The sequence below is a fragment of the Clostridioides sp. LIBA-7602 genome (assembly GCF_056688945.1).
On sequence record NZ_CP196991.1, the window covers coordinates 1,831,929 to 1,848,381 of the forward strand.

Annotated in this window: 20 protein-coding genes and 1 riboswitch; of the genes, 10 read left to right on the plus strand and 10 right to left on the minus strand. The window is 26.4% G+C overall.

What is annotated here, in order from left to right; all coding sequences use genetic code 11:
• Positions 1-337 precede the first annotated feature (337 nt).
• Both ACTG45_RS08710 and ACTG45_RS08715 read right to left on the minus strand, forming a co-directional pair.
• On the minus strand, positions 338-514 hold the full coding sequence (locus ACTG45_RS08710) for a hypothetical protein (RefSeq protein WP_009889562.1): 177 nt from the start codon (positions 512-514) through the stop codon (positions 338-340).
• A 574-nt stretch (positions 515-1,088) separates the two neighbouring features.
• Positions 1,089-1,337, minus strand: coding sequence for a hypothetical protein (locus ACTG45_RS08715; protein WP_021384454.1), 249 nt, complete (start codon positions 1,335-1,337; stop codon positions 1,089-1,091).
• A 261-nt stretch (positions 1,338-1,598) separates the two neighbouring features.
• Between ACTG45_RS08715 and ACTG45_RS08720 the strand changes: the two genes are divergently transcribed.
• The 6 genes from ACTG45_RS08720 to ACTG45_RS08745 all read left to right on the plus strand — a co-directional run bounded on the left by ACTG45_RS08720 (position 1,599) and on the right by ACTG45_RS08745 (position 7,371).
• The gene (locus ACTG45_RS08720) at positions 1,599-2,621 is read left to right on the plus strand and encodes an ABC-2 transporter family protein (RefSeq protein ID WP_021384468.1); all 1,023 of its coding nucleotides are present in this window, start codon (positions 1,599-1,601) and stop codon (positions 2,619-2,621) included.
• Between the two features lie 12 nt (positions 2,622-2,633).
• Positions 2,634-3,521, plus strand: a complete 888-nt coding sequence (locus ACTG45_RS08725; RefSeq protein ID WP_021384439.1) for an ABC transporter ATP-binding protein — start codon at positions 2,634-2,636, stop codon at positions 3,519-3,521.
• Between the two features lie 5 nt (positions 3,522-3,526).
• A complete protein-coding gene (locus ACTG45_RS08730; protein ID WP_479920183.1) occupies positions 3,527-4,300 on the plus strand; it encodes an ABC transporter permease in 774 nt (257 codons plus the stop codon).
• Between the two features lie 111 nt (positions 4,301-4,411).
• The gene (locus ACTG45_RS08735; RefSeq protein ID WP_021384466.1) at positions 4,412-5,137 is read left to right on the plus strand and encodes a response regulator transcription factor; all 726 of its coding nucleotides are present in this window, start codon (positions 4,412-4,414) and stop codon (positions 5,135-5,137) included.
• 3 nt (positions 5,138-5,140) lie between these two features.
• Positions 5,141-6,544 (plus strand): sensor histidine kinase, encoded by a 1,404-nt coding sequence (locus ACTG45_RS08740; RefSeq protein WP_021384464.1) that lies wholly within the window; start codon positions 5,141-5,143, stop codon positions 6,542-6,544.
• 11 nt (positions 6,545-6,555) lie between these two features.
• The gene (locus ACTG45_RS08745; RefSeq protein WP_021384456.1) at positions 6,556-7,371 is read left to right on the plus strand and encodes a TraX family protein; all 816 of its coding nucleotides are present in this window, start codon (positions 6,556-6,558) and stop codon (positions 7,369-7,371) included.
• Positions 7,372-7,591: 220 nt separating this feature from the next.
• Here ACTG45_RS08745 and ACTG45_RS08750 read toward each other — a convergent pair whose 3' ends face one another.
• On the minus strand, positions 7,592-8,212 hold the full coding sequence (locus ACTG45_RS08750) for a flavodoxin family protein (RefSeq protein WP_021384478.1): 621 nt from the start codon (positions 8,210-8,212) through the stop codon (positions 7,592-7,594).
• A 266-nt stretch (positions 8,213-8,478) separates the two neighbouring features.
• On the opposite strand from ACTG45_RS08750, the gene ACTG45_RS08755 reads away from it, so the two are divergent.
• On the plus strand, positions 8,479-8,811 hold the full coding sequence (locus ACTG45_RS08755; RefSeq protein WP_021384459.1) for a winged helix-turn-helix transcriptional regulator: 333 nt from the start codon (positions 8,479-8,481) through the stop codon (positions 8,809-8,811).
• Between the two features lie 114 nt (positions 8,812-8,925).
• Here ACTG45_RS08755 and pcp read toward each other — a convergent pair whose 3' ends face one another.
• From pcp to ACTG45_RS08790, 7 genes are all read right to left on the minus strand, one after another.
• Positions 8,926-9,567, minus strand: a complete 642-nt coding sequence (pcp, locus tag ACTG45_RS08760; protein ID WP_021384434.1) for a pyroglutamyl-peptidase I — start codon at positions 9,565-9,567, stop codon at positions 8,926-8,928.
• Between the two features lie 20 nt (positions 9,568-9,587).
• Entirely contained in the window at positions 9,588-10,520 is a 933-nt protein-coding gene (locus ACTG45_RS08765; RefSeq protein WP_021384437.1) for a DUF979 domain-containing protein, read from the minus strand.
• Positions 10,521-10,541: 21 nt separating this feature from the next.
• Positions 10,542-11,207, minus strand: a complete 666-nt coding sequence (locus tag ACTG45_RS08770; RefSeq protein WP_021384476.1) for a DUF969 domain-containing protein — start codon at positions 11,205-11,207, stop codon at positions 10,542-10,544.
• Between the two features lie 213 nt (positions 11,208-11,420).
• A complete protein-coding gene (locus tag ACTG45_RS08775; RefSeq protein WP_021384452.1) occupies positions 11,421-12,017 on the minus strand; it encodes a GNAT family N-acetyltransferase in 597 nt (198 codons plus the stop codon).
• A gap of 204 nt (positions 12,018-12,221) precedes the next feature.
• Positions 12,222-12,698 (minus strand): flavodoxin domain-containing protein, encoded by a 477-nt coding sequence (locus ACTG45_RS08780; protein ID WP_021384436.1) that lies wholly within the window; start codon positions 12,696-12,698, stop codon positions 12,222-12,224.
• 2 nt (positions 12,699-12,700) lie between these two features.
• Positions 12,701-13,111, minus strand: a complete 411-nt coding sequence (locus ACTG45_RS08785; protein WP_021384440.1) for an FMN-binding protein — start codon at positions 13,109-13,111, stop codon at positions 12,701-12,703.
• The gene (locus ACTG45_RS08790; protein ID WP_021384457.1) at positions 13,095-13,715 is read right to left on the minus strand and encodes a TetR/AcrR family transcriptional regulator; all 621 of its coding nucleotides are present in this window, start codon (positions 13,713-13,715) and stop codon (positions 13,095-13,097) included. The genes ACTG45_RS08785 and ACTG45_RS08790 overlap by 17 nt, the downstream gene beginning before the upstream one ends.
• A 343-nt stretch (positions 13,716-14,058) precedes the next feature.
• Positions 14,059-14,102, plus strand: a riboswitch (PreQ1 riboswitch).
• Between the two features lie 101 nt (positions 14,103-14,203).
• Here ACTG45_RS08790 and ACTG45_RS08795 point away from each other — a divergent pair.
• Genes ACTG45_RS08795 through ACTG45_RS08805 form a run of 3 tightly spaced genes read left to right on the plus strand, consistent with a single transcriptional unit; the run spans position 14,204 to position 16,433 of the window.
• Positions 14,204-15,172, plus strand: coding sequence for a nucleoside hydrolase (locus tag ACTG45_RS08795; protein WP_021384472.1), 969 nt, complete (start codon positions 14,204-14,206; stop codon positions 15,170-15,172).
• 1 nt (position 15,173) lies between these two features.
• The gene (locus ACTG45_RS08800; protein ID WP_021384441.1) at positions 15,174-15,737 is read left to right on the plus strand and encodes a hypothetical protein; all 564 of its coding nucleotides are present in this window, start codon (positions 15,174-15,176) and stop codon (positions 15,735-15,737) included.
• Positions 15,738-15,743: 6 nt separating this feature from the next.
• Positions 15,744-16,433: a radical SAM protein gene (locus tag ACTG45_RS08805; protein WP_021384461.1), complete on the plus strand. Its 690-nt coding sequence runs from the start codon at positions 15,744-15,746 to the stop codon at positions 16,431-16,433.
• Positions 16,434-16,453: the final 20 nt, after the last annotated feature.

Sequence of the window (16,453 nt, forward strand, 5' to 3'; positions counted from 1 at the left end):
GATGGTTTAAACATACTAGGGGGCTTTATAAATGTGATTTATAGGATTTATAGAGAATGTATAAAATAGTAAAAATTTAGAACTATATTTGATGATATTACAGAGTATATGTATAGAATAATGCTTATACATTAAGTTAGATATAAGGAATGTGCAATTTGTATTGGATGATTCATTTTTATAGTGTATGCTTTTAACTTATTTAATAAAAAAGTAAAGATGTACTCCCAATACATCTTTACTTTAATAGAAGTTATAGTTACTTATAAAGTACGAAAAAATTATATCTTTATTAAGGTAGATAAATCCAAAAAGGTTTTCCTAGAAAAACTTAATTTTAATTATATCGACTTACTAACAATAAAACTTGATGTAAGCATGTTTCAACTACAGTTTCTCCATATTCTGATATAAAATCATCTAACTGTGTATCTAAAAAATTACAATAATCATATGAACTACTTATATAAGCAGTTAATATATGTGTACATTTGTCTATTTCTCCAATAAACATATTATTCATCCCCCTAAAAAATTTAGTAAAAATAAAAATTGTATTTTAGTAATCAAATAACAAAACTTATAAAATTTTTTAGTACTAGTTCCTATAACTCTATAAAACTAAATATTCCTAGTTTTACCAATTTAGTTTTATTCTACAAATATATAATACTAGAAGTTGCTTTATTATTCAACATGCTTGTTTGAAAATGAAAATTATTATAAATTTATACTTGTTTTTTAAAAAAGAAAATCTAATGATAAATGAGTATATATGTTATTATTTAAATTAAAAATTGTTTGGTTAAACTGACTAGTTTTTGTTTAAATGAGTAAATGTAAAAAGGCGTTAGATAAAATATTATAAATAAAAAAATAGAAAAATTATTTTACTATTAGCAAAAATTTTAAGATATATGTGATAAAAAAGTTATATAAAGTATTTATAAACACCAAAAGATATAGAGAATTGTGCGTTACAATTCTTTATATCTTTTTAACATATTAAAAAACTTTATAATCTAACAAGAAATGTACATAGAATAAATGCTATTAATTAATATTAAATAAACAAAGTAAAATAATTGCTATTTAATAATCTTTCCACAATAAGGACAATAAGTACCACTCTTTAAAAGTTCCATTCTTGAATCTAAACAATGATTACAGTTTGGACAGCGATAAAATTTCCAATCAATAAAAATACCAAAAAGAGTAAAAATAATCGAAAATGTATAGTTTCCCCTAAAAATAATAAATGCAGCAGCAATCATAAACATGCTTATGGATACTAAAAAGCTTATTTTCAATTTTGTATAAGTATCTATACTTCTCATATAATCACCAACTTATTTTAAATTTAATTCTACTAATAAAAGTATAGCAAGTCTATTATAAAAAAGATAAACTAAAAGATTACAATAAAAAATAAACGTATTATAAACTACTTTCTAAAATAGCCAATTTAAAAGTATATTTCTGAGGAGTTTTTGATAAATCAAATAATTTAAGCTTTATTTAAGGTTAAGACTATATTGATATAAGATTTAAGTTTTAATATATATGTGTAATCAAAATAATTTAGGAGGATTAGTATATTGATAAATTGGGAAATAAAAAAACTGATTAAATCTAAAAGCATGTTTATATCTATAGGAATACTAATGCTAATACTATCAATCAATATCTTTATTAAGCCTGTTTTAGAAACAGAAAATTACTATATAGATAAAGAAAGAGGGCGTATAGAAGATATAAGAAGTAGTAGTGATATAGGCAATTATAAATTTCAAAATAAGATTAATATTTTAAAACAGCTTTCAAATCAAACAGATACAGATGAATTTTCTAAAAGAATTAAATCAATGTCAAATAACAAGCTTTATAATCTAAGAGTGAATGAATATAAAGACATTAATTTTTGGAAAGTGTTTAATTATAGAGCTACAAATACACTTATAAACATAGGTATATTAATTATTATCGCTATAATTATATCAAATATTTATATAGATGAGGTGGTTTGTTCAGTAAGAGATATTATACTCTCATCAAAAGAGAAGAAAAAATCATTAAAATCAAAAATAGTTGTTGCTTTATTAATTCCATTAATAATTTATTCTGTTTATTTAATTGGAGTATTCATTATAACTTGTATTCAACAAGGTATACCAATTAACGGAGATTTGGAAGCTTTTAGGATAGTAGATAACATAGCTACTTTGAAATCCAATCCAAGTATAATAAATTACGTAATATCAAATATAGGTATCGAGCTTTTAATGTTTGAAGGATGGGCCATGATAGCCATATTAGGTTCATTTATAAGTAAATCTTCAATATCATCAATAAGTTTTTTTATATTTATTATAGCTATAACTAAGATAATGTCAGTAATTCATGTATTACCTAAAAAATTACTTTTAGTTATTTCTACTGTAAATTATTATGATTTGATATTTGGATTTAATAAAATAATAGGAAATTATTTAGGAGAGATTATGATATTTAAAATGCATATAGATATTGTTAATCTATCAATAGGGTTTTTGATAGCAATATTCGTAGGTGCTATGTCATTATGTTTCTTAGTAATAAAGTCAGATTATATAAGTAAATAAAGGAGAGTTAAGATGAATAAGTTAGAAATAAAAAATCTTTCAAAGATATACGGTAAAAAAGTAGTAAATGATAATATTACAATAACTCTAGAAAATGGAGTTTATGGTCTTTTAGGACCCAATGGAGCAGGAAAATCTACTTTAATGAAACAAATAACAACATTGATAAAACCTAACAATGGTCAAATTCTCTATAATGGTAAGGATATATTTAAGATGGATGATGATTATAGAAATATTTTAGGATACTTGCCACAAGAGTTTGGAATTTATAAAAACTTTACAGCAAAACAATTTTTACAGTATATAGGGGCATTAAAAGGTTTAAAGGGAAAAGATTTAAATAGGAATATAGATGAGTTATTAGAATTAGTAGGACTCTATGATGTAAGAAATAAGGCTATAGGAAAATTTTCTGGCGGTATGAAGAGAAGAGTTGGTATAGCGCAAGTCTTATTAAATAACCCAAAAATAATAGTACTTGATGAACCAACAGCAGGTCTTGACCCACAAGAAAGAGCTAGATTTAGAAATCTAATAGCCAAAATATCTAGGGATAAGATAATAATTCTTTCTACTCATATAATTTCAGATATAGAATCAGTTGCAAAAGAAACCCTAATGATTAAAAATGGCAAACTTCTAATGAAAGGAACACACAAAGAAATATTAAAGCACATGGAAAACAAAGTATATAATATTCAAGTCAAAAATGAGGCTGAAATTGATAAGATTCAGTCTAAGTATAAGGTTATAAGTATTCAAAGTGATGTTAATTCAATAGTACTTAGAATAGTTTCAGATGATATTCCAACTGAAACTAATACACAACAAGTTCAAGCAAGATTTGAAGATGTATATATGTTTTATTTTGATTTAGAAAATGTAAAGGAGATATAGTATAAATGATATATTTAGTTAAATCTGAAATGATAAAAATACTAAAATCAAAGAGTATCTGGATGATTTGGATATTTCTACTACTTTTTGGGTTTGTTCTTATTAGAAAATTTGATGTTTTAGATACGTATGCAGATATATTTTATAAAATAGAAGGGTCTATACCTTTAATAGGTTTGGTAATGTTTATAATAACTTCTGGAAATTATACAAAAGAATATGATTCTAACCTGACTAGTTTAATAAATACAACTAAAAATGGTAAGAAATCAGTAGTATTATCAAAAATAATGGCTAGTGGTTTAATTTTATCTATGATTAATATTTCTTTTGTATTATTAGTAGGAATGAGAGGATTTAGTTTTTTTGACTTTAAACATTTAGATGAGCCAATTAAAAACTTATGGTATTTTGGAAATAGTAATTTTAATATTACAGTAATACAAATGTATCTGATTGTTATAGTAACTACTGTTTTTGCTTCTTTTATATTTGCACAAATAGGTTTAACACTTTCCTCTATATTTAAATCATCTATAATACCATTTATACTAGGTGGATTAATAATGGCAATACCATATTTTAGCGTAGGTTTTATTCCAGCTAAAGCCATAAAATTTATGTCAGTAACTCCAAACTGGATTATGATGAGCCAACAAATTGTTAGATATAATGTACCAAGCACATTGATTGGTTTATCCATAGTAATCTCAATTATATTAATGATACTATTAACTAAAATAACATATAAAAATTTTACATCAAGTGAAAGGTTTTAACTAAAAATAATAGTGACTTTATTTGTATATTAGTTTAGTTTAAAATAATATAAACAAATTTTAGAGAAAATATATGCTAATATATAAGTAAATTATCATAGGAGGTTATTTATGGAAAATAGTATTTTAGTAATAGATGACGAGGTAGAAATATTAAAACTTTTAGAAACTGTATTAAAAAAAGAAGGTTTTAATAATATATATACAGCAAAAACTAGAAGAGAAGGGTTAGAAATATTTAAAAATATTAACCCTGATTTAATTATACTAGATATTATGCTACCTGATGGTGAAGGTTACGATATTTGTAAAGAAATAAGAAAAATCTCTACTTCTCCAATAATATTTTTATCAGCTAAAACGGAAGAATTAGATAAATTACTTGGGCTTGCAATTGGAGGAGATGATTATGTTACAAAACCGTTTAGTCCTAAGGAAGTAGCTTTTAGGGTCAAAGCTCACTTAAGAAGATTAAGTTATTTTAATGAGAGCCAAAATGGAAGTATGAATTTAGACAATGATAAAGAAAAAATTATATCATTTGGACCATATAAATTAAATGAAAGTAGAGCAGAACTTATAAAAGATGGGCAGTCCATAGGATTATCTGCAAAGGAATTAAAAATATTATCTTTATTTGCACACAATCAAAATCAGATTATAAGTAAAGAGAGGTTATGGGATAAGGTGTGGGGAGAAGATTATGTCGGTTTTGATAACACTATAATGGTCCATATAAGAAAAATTAGAGAGAAATTGGAGGATAATCCCTCAAAACCAGAATATATTTTGACAGTAAAAGGTCTTGGATATAAATTGGCAGTAAAGGAAGATTAGAATATGAGATGGAAGATTACTAGAAACTTTATGCTCGCAATCGTATTTGTAGTTATATCAGTAGTTATTATAAATATTATTTCTATACTGTATGTTGTTTCAACTAATAGTTTTTTTAAAGCTGTGGATTCTAAAAATAATCCTGAAAAATTTGCACGTTCTTTTGAAAAAGATTTGTATGAAAAAGATGGAGAGCTTAGGCTAGCAAAGAGTGGAATTGATAAACTAGAAAAATCAGATTCTTGGATACAAGTTTTAAATGATTCAGGCGAAGAAGTATATGGAATAAATGTTCCAAAGGATACTCCTAAAAAATATACACTATTTCAGATGGTTAATAATTACAAGTATAGAGAAACAAATTACATTAATTTTGTTTTAGAAAAAACTCTAAACAAAAAACATTTAAATATAATAATTGGAATGCCTAGTAGAGACACATCAAGAACAATTTTAACTTATTCTAAAGATAGTATTAAAGAAACTTTAAATAAAATCATTATTATAACACTTGTGATTGATGGAATGGTCGCATTGGGTGTTGGCTACTTATTTAGTAGAAAGCTTACAAAACCAATATCAAGTGTGTTATGGAGTGTTGAGACTATGGCCAATGGAAATTATAGTTTATATCTTAAAGATAGAGGTATATATGAAGAAGTTTTTGCAAATATCAATATGCTGGCTGATACTTTGAGAATAAATGAATCAAAGAGAAAAGAAAATGAAGAATTAAGAGAAGAATGGTTAGCAAATATAACACATGATATAAAAACGCCTTTATCATCTATACAAGGATATGCAGAAATAATCAATGACAAAGATTATGAGTTTGTAGAAGATGAGTTACGAGAGTATACGGAAATTATATACAATAAGTCTAAATATATAAAAGATTTGGTTGATGACCTAAATTTATCTACTAGACTAAAAAATAATAATATAGTTTTGAATAAGAAAAAAATAAATTTAGTTGGTTTGGTTAGAAATATAATAGTAGATATTTTAAATGATAACAGATATAAAAACAGAAATATTGAATTTGAATGTTGTGAAGATTCAATAGAAGTATATGCAGACCAAATCTTGTTAAGAAGAGCCATAACCAATCTTATATTTAATTCAATAGTTCATAATAGTGAGGATGTTTTGATAGAGATAAAAATTGTAAAAAAAGATAATATAGAAATTATAATAAAAGATAGTGGAGTTGGGATAAGCGAAAATGATTTAAAACATATTTTTGAGAAATATTATAGAGGTACCAATACAGGCGAATTGCATAAAGGTTCAGGGCTTGGGATGGCTATTTCTAAAGAGATAATAGAGATTCATAAAGGAAATATCTATGTAAATAGTAAAATTGGAGTAGGGACAGAAATTATTATAGAAATAAATCAAAATTAGGGGAGAATAATATGGATTTTTTAAAAAAAGGAATAAATGGATTTACTATTAAGATATTGGCATTAATATTTATGACATTTGACCATATAGCAGCATTTATGCCAGAAACAATGCAAATACCTATTTGGTTTCATTGGATAGGTAGAATATCAGCACCTTTATTTACGTTTATGGCAGTGGAAGGATTTTATCACACTAGTAACAGGAAAAAGTACATAACTAGGTTGTATATTTGGTCTGTTATTATGGCAATAGGAAATCAAATAATTAATAGTGTATTTCCACATCCAGAAGGGGTAATAATTATAAATAATATTTTTTCAACAATATTTTTGATAGCAATTTATTTACAAGCAATAGAATTTATAAAGAAATTTAGAAAAGAAAGAGAAGTAAAATATCTTATTGTAGGGTTAGCAATGATAATAGCCCCTATAATATTAGGAATATTTACAATAACTATACTTTTCAAATCATTTAATGAGGTTCTAGCTTTATTTATGACTTTAGTACCAGTACCATTTTTAGTAGAAGGTGGACCAATTCTTATTACACTTGGAATTATTTTTTATTTGTGTAGAGAGAAGAAGCTTAATCTAAGTATTTGCTATATTTTAATGTGTATCTTTATATTTATAACAATGGCAAATGGAGATTTTAGTTTAAAAAATTCTACTTTACAAAATTATCAATGGATGATGGTTGCTTCTCTACCTTTCATGTTGCTTTACAATAGAGAAAAAGGTAAGAGTATGAAATATTTATTTTATTTATATTATCCAGTCCATATATATGTGTTGTATATTTTAGGGATATATTTAATATAATTTTAAAATATAAAATGTGTGTAGTAAAACACTTCTGCTTAAAAATAACATTGGATATAAGTATAATATTACTGAAACTTGAAACTTTTTAATAAAAAATAATAAAACAGAGATTTGATATATACATCTAATAACTCTGTTTTATTATTTTTTGTAATATATATTTTTATTTATAGATTAGTACTTTCATTATTAATAAATTCCATTATATTTTCATTATCTATTCTATAAAATTAGTCATAACTTTCTCTTCATATTGTGGTTCTTTAATTCCAGATTTCTTACCAGCTGAAATACATTTAAGAAGCCATGCCATATTTTCGCCTAAAGTTCGCATGGTTTGTAAGCCTTCTTCATCCTTAATAACATCTTCTGGTGTAAAACCATGTACCTGATTCCAATACTGTGATGATACAATAGGCATATTGCTGATTGAAAAATATTTGTTAAGTTGGTCAAATGTTGCAGTTGCACCACCACGTCTACAGGATACAATTGAAGCACCTAATTTTGTAGCCATGCGACTTCCAGCTATGAAAAATAGACGGTCAAGAAACGAAGTTAATTGACCACTTGCACTAGAAAAATAAACAGGAGAACCAATAATAATACCATCAATATTATCAAGTTCTTCAACTAATTCATTAACCTTATCATCACAAATACATTTTCCAGTTTCAAAACAAGATGAGCAAGCAATACATCCTGGGATTGCTTTTTTACCTAAATACAGTATTTCTGTTTCAATATCGTGTGTATTTAATACTTTAGTAATCTCAGTTAATGCTGTGTAAGTACATCCATATTGGTTTGGGCTACCATTTATCAATAAAACTTTCATTATAAATTTCCTCCAATAAACTTTATTTAATAGATTTTTTAGATAGATAGATTTTTGTAAAGTGGGATTTCTATGAATATCACGATTAGTATAATAACATGTAATCTTAGACATCCACCTAAAATAGCAATTTTTTGTCTATATAGTACACCTCCTATTATCAAATTGACTTTCAATTATTCTTACACTATAATTTTATTATAAATTGTCTTAAAAACAAGTACGCACATTTTTGTTCAATACTAACTAGAAGGAGAGTGTAACATATGGGTATGGATTGTATCTCAAATAAAGATTTAAATGAAACAGGATTTAGTTATACACTTTCATTGATTAACGGCAAATATAAAATGATAATTCTTTATTGTCTTGTAGAATTTAAGGTTGTCAGATATAACGCATTAAAGCGTTATATAAATACAATTTCCTATAAAACATTGAGTTTATCATTGAAAGAATTGGAGGCAGACAACTTGATTATTCGTACTGAATATCCTCAAATACCTCCCAAGGTAGAATATAGTCTATCAGAAAGAGGAAAATCTTTGATTCCAATTTTAGATGCAATGTGTGAGTGGGGAGAGAAGAATAGAATTTAATTTTATATTTGTATGTATTATAAAAAGACTGTAAGTAAATATCTAAACAAATTTACTCACAGTCTTTATTTGAATAACTCCTATTTGAAATTTATAAAAATACTCAAAGAGTCATTATGAAATTTCACCACCAATTTCCTCTATATCATTTTTATAGATAGTACAAGCTTCCACAGCTAATTCTAAACCTTTCACTATTTCCTCTAGAGACATAAATGGTGTATTCTTTTTATCTATTATCTGTGAAGTCATGTATGGTATGTGTATAAAGCCACCTTTTATATTAGGATATTTTTTGTCTATCATGTAAAGAATTCCATACATTACATGGTTACAAACAAATGTACCTGCAGTGTTTGAAACACTTGCTGGAATTTTATTTTCATTCATATGTTTTACCATAGCTTTTACAGGTAATTTTGAAAAATATGCAGGTTGACCATCTTCTTTTATAACAGTATCTATTACTTGGTTACCTTCATTATCTTTTATTCTAAAGTCATCTACATTTATAGCAACCCTCTCAGGTGTAATATCAAATCTACCTCCAGCTTGTCCAACTGATATTACTATATCTGGATTGTGCTGTTGGATAGCTTTATCTATAGCTTCAACAGATTTTGTCATAACTGTTGGTATAGTTATTTTTATAATTTCTGCACCATTTATATTATCATTGACCCTTTCAACTGCTTCTTGAGCTGGATTTATTGGTTCTCCACCAAATGGGTCGAATCCTGTTAACAAAATTTTCATTATTTTACCTCCTAATTCTATTAAAATCCTAAAAAATACATTACTAATATGTGAGCTATAATTAATACTAAAGCAACTGGTGCTTGGTATTTTATAACAATGTAGTCGTTTTTACATTCAAGTAAAGCGGCTGGAACTATATTAAAATTAGCAGCCATTGGAGTAAGTAAAGTTCCACAATATCCTGCTGTTAATGCTAGTGCTCCAATTATAGCAGGATTTCCACCTTGAGACAATACGAAAGGAATTCCAATTCCTGCCGTTATGACTGAAAACGCAGCAAATGCATTTCCCATTATCATAGTAAATATAACCATACCTAATACATAAGCTATAACACCAAATAATCTGTTATCAGCAGGGACTACACCGGATATCATATTTGATATAACCTCACCAACTCCAGCTTGAGTAAATAAAGCTCCTAATGCAACCAAAAGTTGTGGTAACATACTAGCAGGTCCCATTTGTTGAAGTAATCTTGAGCCATCTTGAACTGAGGTAGTAGGTTTTGCTTTAGTTATTATAAAAGCTGATATTAATGCAATTATTGAACCCACACCTATTGCGAACTGCGAAGAATTGTCAAAATTAGTAAGGCTCATAGCTACAACTACTGCAGCAAATGCTAATATTAATGATGGTATAAATATTTTGTTTTTAAGTTTATCTGCTTGTTCTTTCCCAAAATTCTCATTTGGTTCTTCATATTTTGCAAATACAACTTGTTTGGAAAGTGTCAATAAGCTAGATAATATTAGTATTATTCCGATTATATTAGCTGGAATCAGTCTACCAAATATGAAGGGTAATGATATCAGTATCCAAAATAATGATGTACCATATTTCTTATTGTTATCTATTGTAGTAAAAGACTTATATGCTATTACAATCATTAAAAACCCCATTAATGCGTAAAAAACTTCTAATGATATATTTATAAAATTTTGCATTTTTATTCCTCCTAAATAAATCTATCTCTTGTGACTCTTATTTAATTTTTTATCATATAAAGTAAATTGAATTGTAGCAACTACAAGTGCTATTACTGCCATGATAATATTGGCCTTTACAATGTTAAGCCCAGTTACATTGTATCCGAATTGAGTCAGAGTAGAGGCTATAAGCAATACTCCACTACTACCTGCAAATAGATTTTGACCATAAAAGTTTCCGTAGTTTTCTGATGCAGCAGACAATGCTTTTATAGCTTCTTCATCAGATTCTTTTAGTTCATCACTCTTACTCAAACCAGCAGCTTGTGCCATAGGATTAACAAGTGGTCTCACGAACTGAGGATGTCCACTCATTCTTATAGATAGAGCACCAGCTATTTGTCTAGCTACCATGTATATAGTAAGCACTTTTCCTGTTGTAAGTTTCTTTAATTTTTCTATTAGAGAAACAGCTCTTTGTTTCAATCCATATCTTTCTAATACACCAATTACTGGCAATGTTAGTATGAATAATGATACACCTCTATTTGAAACAAAAGAGTCTCCTAAGATTGTAAATATTTGATTAAAATCTAATCCTGCAACAATCCCTGTTGCTATGCCTGCTAATAATACAGTAAATAACGTATCCATTTTAAGTATAAAACCAATTACGACTATCAATATACCAATCAATTTTATCATATATTATTCTCCTTCCATTTTTCTATATTTTTAATTTAAATTCACTTAACAAATAAAGATAAACTCTTTTTATAGTATTTGCTTTAATAAGAGTATTATTATAAAATTTAAGAAAAAAATAGGGAAGATGCCTTAAAATATCAAAATAAATATTTTAAAACATATTCCCTATTTTTTCTTTTGTTCATATTTATAGATTTAACTACATCAAATTTAAAGTGTTATTATATTAATATTTTTATTCAAAATAGTATCTATTTCCTTTGAATTGATTTGTTTAATTGTTTTTATAGAATTAGGATTTGTAGAGTGATTACCTATGTGTTTTTCAAACAACATAACATCATGCCAACAATCAAATTTATATCCTGTATTGTGATAAACTCCACATAGTTTGAAACCAAATTTTTGATGAAGTTTTTCACTTTTTATATTTGGTGATGTAATACTAACATATAAATTTTGAATATTTTGCAACTTCAATATATCTATGATTGAATTATAAAGAGCAATTCCTATCTTATGACTGATAAATTTTTTATCAACATAAATTGATAATTCAACATTCCATTGATAAGCAGTTCTTTCATTATGTTCATGAGCGTAAGCATATCCAACAATTTTTTTATCAATTAAACAGACTAGGTAAGGATATTTTGAGCAAAGTCTTTTTATTCTACTTTTAAAATCATCAATGCCTGGAATGCTATATTCAAAGGTAATTGCTGTATCAGTAATATATGGAGTATATATTTCTAATATTTCTTCTGCATCCGTTTCATTAGCCATTCTGATTTCAACATATTTCATAAATATCATCTCCAATATAGTAAATGTAGTAGAAATTTCTTATATAAGACCTAAATCTAAATAAATATAAGAAAATTTTATTTATTATATAATATTTTATAGCTATATAGCTACTTTATCAATATTTATAAATTTCAGAATATATTTACAATACTATATTGGAGATAAATTTATATTCTGTAAGGGGATTTGAAATAAATAATTTTAGTTATTAAGATTTATTACAAAATCATCTATTTTGTCTTGTGATATTTTAAAACTGTCGTAATTACCTTTTGCAACAGATTTCATAACAAGTTTATCTAAAAATTTCATTTTTTCTAATCGAGCTTCACTACCAAAAATTCCAATTGCATTTGCATTTTCCAATAAAGATGATGGAAAGTTTGATTTTAAATATTTATCTGCTTGTTCAGAAAAACCACAACAAAGAAATATACCAACTCGTTTTTTATTTAATAATTCTATATTATCATTACACAATACACGAATCTTTTTTGAAACTGAGCCAACATATATAGAGCTTCCAATAATAATTGTATCAAATTTTGATAATTCAATTTTAGTATTATTATCATTAATATCAACAATAGTAACACTATCTGATAGTTTATTTTTTAGTATATTTGCACAGTCTTTTGTGCAACCATATTTACTTGAATATACAATAATAGTATTCATATTTATTCTCCCTTTCGTAAAGCATTTTCTATAGCCTTTCGTATAGTATCACTGCTATAAGTTGCAGAAGTTATAGCGTCCACTTCTAAAGATTGTTGCTCAACTACGCTCTTTATGATTTTTTCAGCAGGCTTACCTAAAAGAGTGTCGTGTTCTAGTATCTTAATATTTTCAATTTTGCCATTATTAACTTTAACAGATACAGTAGCTTTTACCAATTTATTATCTGCATTTCCTATATAAGTACCATTTTTCACACTAGCTGGATTTATATTTTTTACTACTAATTTTTCTGGTTTTAAGTTAGTTACAATTAAAATAATAATGCATATAAAAATAAGAAATAGTATTATAGATATTTTAAAAACTCTTTTTAAAATTTTCTTCTTATTAGTTTCATTGTGGCTTTTCATTGTAAAGTCCTCCTACTAAAATATCTAAGAAATTCTCTATAATTTGAGTGAAATTATCTAAAGAATACAATTGATTTTCAACAATACATAAAACAAATCCTAATAAAGCACTTATAAGCATCCATGAGGTTTTATCTACGTTTTGTTTGAATACACCTTGATTAATTCCAAGGGAAAGAAGTTCATCGAGTATTTTTATACCATTATTAGTAGGTTCACTATTTGTATTTTCAGATGCGAATATAATGTTCATTCTACTATGCATTATAGCTTTTGACATTTCTGGTTCACTAGAAAGAGTTTTTATAAAACTAGTCATAATTTCTATGATTTGTTTATCTATTGGGAGAGATGAGCAATTATGTATAATGTCAATAGCATTACTTTCTATAGTGTTATAAAGTTTTTTTGTCATATCACTGATAATCTCTGCCTTGTCTTTATAGTAAAGGTAAATTGTAGTTGGAGAATAATCTATTTTTGAAGCAATTTTTCTTATTGATAAATTTTCATATCCATATTGATTGATAATTTCTATGCTAGCATCCATAATTTTTTTCTTCATTTCTGCTTTTTCATTTTTTCGTCTTTCTTTAATACTCATATAATCACCTCATAACTTAACGGTGTTAATTTAATTTACAATGTAATTATATTCTTTATATTTAATATTGTCAATAAACTATTAATAATATAATTTAATAAATTTTTATAGCTGAAATATTGAAGTTATTAATTGTAATATTTCAACTATTGTTGTATAATAATAATCGGTTTAAAGGTGCCACATTTTGTTAAAGCTGATTTATAATTGTAAATAAACTTTAACAAGACACATTAAAATATAATAAATTCTTTTATACTACAAAAGACCTTTTGTAGTTATTAAATCAGATGGGAATTTTTTGATAGGGTATAATAAATAGTCTAAAATCATAAATTTAACATCTGTACTTGTTCGAGAACTCCAAGTATAAAAAACTAAGGAATTATATAGTGGCAGTATATAATTAATACCCTTAGACACACCTTTTTGAAAGTGGAAAAAAGATGTGTAGTTCTCCTCGACCACAAATCAAGGAGGATAAAAGTATGGAAAAGAGAAAAGTAATAATTGATTGTGACCCAGGAATTGATGATTCTTTGGCCATCCTTCTGGCTTTAAACTCACCAGAGCTAGAAGTACTTGGAATTACCACATGTTGTGGAAATGTTCCAGCAAACATAGGTGCAGAAAATGCACTAAAAACACTTCAAATGTGCTCTTCACTAAATATACCAGTATATAAAGGAGAGGAAGCACCACTAAAAAGAAAACTTGTAACAGCTCAAGATACACATGGAGAAGATGGTATTGGAGAAAACTTTTATCAAAGAGTGGCAGAAGCTAAAGTAAAAGATGGAGCAGTAGATTTTATAATAAATACTTTACATAATCATGAAAAAGTATCAATAATAGCACTTGCACCACTTACAAATATAGCTAAGGCACTTATGAAAGATAAAAAAGTCTTTGAAAATCTTGATGAGTTTGTATCTATGGGAGGAGCATTTAGAATTCATGGAAATTGTTCTCCAGTAGCTGAGTTTAACTATTGGGTAGACCCACATGGAGCAGATTATGTTTACAAGAATTTATCTAAAAAAATTCACATGGTAGGTTTAGATGTAACTAGAAAAATTGTACTTACTCCCAATATTATTGAGTTTATAAATAGACTTGATGAAAAAATGGCAAAGTATATAACTGAAATAACTAGATTTTATATTGATTTCCATTGGGAACAAGAAGGAATAATTGGTTGTGTGATAAACGACCCTCTAGCAGTAGCATACTTTATAGATAGAAGCATATGTAAAGGGTTTGAATCATATGTAGAAGTTGTAGAAGATGGAATAGCTATGGGCCAATCTATAGTAGATTTTTTTAATTTCTATAAAAAGTATCCTAATGCAATTGTTCTAAATGAAGTTGATGAAAAGAAGTTTATGTATATGTTTTTAAAGAGACTTTTTAAAGGTTATGAAGACATTATAGACTCTGTGGAAGGAGTGATATAGTGTGAAAAGAAAAATCTGTGTAAAAACTATTACACTTATAGCTTTTGGCATCTCTATAAATATAATAGGAGCTTTTATAGCTATGGGGTTAAGGTTACCTATATACTTAGATTCAATAGGAACTATAATGATAGCCTCACTTTTAGGTCCTAAATATGCTGTTATCACAGGTGTATTTGGAAGTTTAATAAGTGGAATCACCTTTGATGTGTATTCTCTCTACTTTGCACCAGTTCAAATATCAACAGGTTTACTTGCTGGAATAGCATTTAAAAAGAATTTTTTAAAGGGATTAAAAACTCCATTAGGAGTGTTGTTATTTGCTATTCCAACATCTATAATAAGTTCAATAATTTCAGCTTTTCTATTTGGAGGCATGACATCATCAGGCTCTTCCTACATAGTACAAATTTTGAAAGTATTAGGACTAGGAGATGTACTTAGTGTATTTATAACTCAAGTATTCACTGACTATACAGATAAATTTGTAGCAGTTATTTTAGTGAACTTAGGATTAAATGCAGTTCCAAAGACTTTAAAAGTATCATTAACTGGAGGAAGATAGTAAAAAATGGATAGATATAGTGAAATAACAAATAAGAATCAAAGAGAAATTGTTTTACTTAAAGGATTTCCTTGTATCTGGGGAAAATGTTCTTTTTGTGATTATATAGATGATAATTCTAATTTAGAAGAAGAAATGAATAGGTTAAATATAGAGGTTTTGAAAAATGTAACTGGAAAATATGGAGTTCTTGAAGTCATAAATTCTGGTAGTTGTTTTGAATTACCTAAAGATACCTTAGAAAAAATAAAATGTATTATAAAAGAGAAGAAAATAAAAAAATTATTTTTAGAAAGTCATTGGTCTTATAAAAATAGGATTAAAGAGATGAGAGACTATTTTGAAATTCCTGTAGTATTTAAAATAGGTGTTGAGACCTTTGACAATGATTTTAGAAATAATGTTTTAAATAAAAATGCAAAATTTAAGACACCACAAGATGTAAAAGACTATTTTGATTCACCTTGCATTATGGTAGGGATTGAAGGGCAAACAAAAGAGATGATAGATAGGGATATAGAAATTATACTAAATGATTTTGAAAAAGCAACTGTGAATGTTTTTATAAATAATTCTTCTAGAATTAAAAGAGATGAAGCATTGGTTAAGTGGTTCACTAATAAATATAAATATTTAGATAAAAATCCAAATATAGAGGTTTTATATAACAATACAGATTTCGGTGTAGGAGATTAGTAAAGTTTTTAAAGCTATGT